2 protein-coding genes and 1 tRNA gene are annotated in these 2,196 nt (G+C 41.9%); 1 reads left to right on the top strand and 2 read right to left on the bottom strand.

The annotated features are described in order from the left end of the window. Positions 1-84: 84 nt before the first annotated feature. A tRNA-Ser gene (locus WEIDD23_RS08950) sits at positions 85-173 on the bottom strand. Positions 174-388: 215 nt separating this feature from the next. Beyond that, positions 389-1,573 carry an MFS transporter gene (locus WEIDD23_RS08955; protein WP_010373022.1) on the bottom strand — a complete coding sequence of 395 codons (1,185 nt, stop codon included), beginning with the start codon at positions 1,571-1,573 and terminating at the stop codon, positions 389-391. A gap of 225 nt (positions 1,574-1,798) precedes the next feature. On the opposite strand from WEIDD23_RS08955, the gene WEIDD23_RS08960 reads away from it, so the two are divergent. Continuing rightward, on the top strand, positions 1,799-2,194 hold the full coding sequence (locus WEIDD23_RS08960) for a hypothetical protein (protein WP_010373026.1): 396 nt from the start codon (positions 1,799-1,801) through the stop codon (positions 2,192-2,194). The last annotated feature ends 2 nt before the right edge of the window (positions 2,195-2,196 follow it).

The raw sequence follows: 2,196 nt of genomic DNA on the forward strand, positions 1-2,196 counted from the left end.
CTTTCCGACCAGTTAGCCATTTTAAATGAAGCTCTGCAAGCATCAGCAGTTGTCTGTATGCCTGTTTAACTTATTTAAATAAAAAGGAGACAACGGGATTTGAACCCGTGCACCGGCTCTACACCGGCTCGGCGGATTTCGAGTCCGCTGCATTACCACTCTGCCATGTCTCCATAACAATGATATATTATAGCGTTGATTCAGGATTGTTTCAAGTCATATTAACAAAGTCCCCGCCCCCAACTGTGTTATCGCAAAAAAGCGCCAGAGTTAGATCATTACTGACCTATCTCTGACGCTTTTTTACAATCTACTCGAATCTTATCTCTATCTAATGTATCAGATTTTCATGAATTGTGCGAACTTTTCTTGAAAATACTGCAACCAATTATTTTACGCGACGACCATGAACCAAGAAGTACCAAATTAATGCAATCACGGTCACTAGAATCATCAACCGGTAAAGTCCAGCAAATCCAATACTTGGTTCGATTAACCCCAACAAATATGGACCAACACCAAACGCCAAGTCAAAGAAAATAAAATACGTTGAAGTTGCATAAGACATACGCTCAGGTGGCACAATTTTTGAAATCGTCGCTTGTGCAGCTGATTGGAAATTACCAAAGCCCAAACCAATAAAAATTGCCGCCAAAATGAAAACGACCACATTATGAACATTGCTCAACAAAATAAAGCCAATTGCTAACAACACCAATGCTGGATAAATAATGAAATTTTCATTTTTACTATCAGCCAAGCGACCAGTGAATGGCCGACTAATGAAGATAACCGCGGCATATATCAAGAAGAAGTATTCAGTCACTTGGCTCATATGTTGATCCTTCATAAAGAAGGACAAATAACTCTGAATCGCCGAATACGTCAACGTTGCAATGAATAAAGCCATAGCCAACGGAATGGCTTTAGGCTCCATAAAACGATGCAACCCGGTCGGCGCATCCAATGTGGCGGTCTTTGTCGCTGTGTGCGCCTTAATGTCAACCGCTGACTTGTGAATAAATAACGTTGCCAGGAATGCCAATCCAGCGATTCCCGTTTCAACATTGAATAAGAAACTATAACTCACACCACTCAACGCCAACCCCAAGAAAGGTCCTAAGGCCGTCGCGATAACCGTACTTAGTGAGAAATATGAAATTCCTTCACTGCGACGTTCTGCCGGGACAACAAAGACGACTGCTGTATTTGTCACCGTCCCAATTAACCCAATCATCATACCTTGGATAAATCGAATCAATAGCAACACAATCATTGATGTCGCAAAATGATAGGCAACCATTGTTGGAATCAATACGAAAGCACCAATCAACATCATTGTCTTTGTCGAAATTTTCGCCAAAATGGCGCCCGACATCATGCGCATCACCAGTGATCCAATAACAACAATCCCAACTAATAGCCCACTAACCGCTGTCGACAAATGCAACACATCAACAGCATATGGCCCAATCGCCACAATCAAACTATAGAACGTGATTAAAACTAGGAAATTAATCAGCGCAATCTCAAGGAAAGACTGGTTAAATATCTTGGCTTTTCCAGAATTCATAGTAACCTCTACTTTCTCAACAATAAATAACTGCAATTACTGCACCGTTTCCGTGCAAAAAAATGTCGCCCAAAAAAGACGACTTATCTATGTTACGCTTATTTTCAGAAAGTATCAAATATCGCCCAGCATTTTCAGCAAATAACACAGCCGTAATTTCTGCGCGTGTTGTGGTTGAGTGTGTTATGCTAAGACTACTAACTAATAAGAGAATCGAGATTGCAAATGGCAACTTACAACCTAACTGACATCATGGACTTACTCAAACTCTGGGGTGTTGACTATCCAAACAAGCAAAAGAATCGCGTTAAATTCGATGCATTCAAGAAGGACTTACGCAAGAAAATCGAAGAGACGTTCGAAACCGAAGCGGCTGCCTTACAAGCCGTTTCACCCGAATTAATTGCACCAGTCAAGCCGAACCCGGTTACTGGCCAAACAACCACCTACACGGCGCGCCATGTCTTGTGGTTGTTGGATCAACCTGTATTCTTAGTTTGGGTAATTAAGCATGCCGCTCGCCAAGACGCCTTGCTACCACACTTGCAGGTGATGAAGAACACGCCTTGGACAAACGATACAGAAGAACACGCCGAGACAATCATTGACAATTGGCATTAAAA

The organism is Weissella sp. DD23 (assembly GCF_001579105.1).
Taxonomy (GTDB): Bacteria; Bacillota; Bacilli; order Lactobacillales; family Lactobacillaceae; genus Weissella; species Weissella cibaria.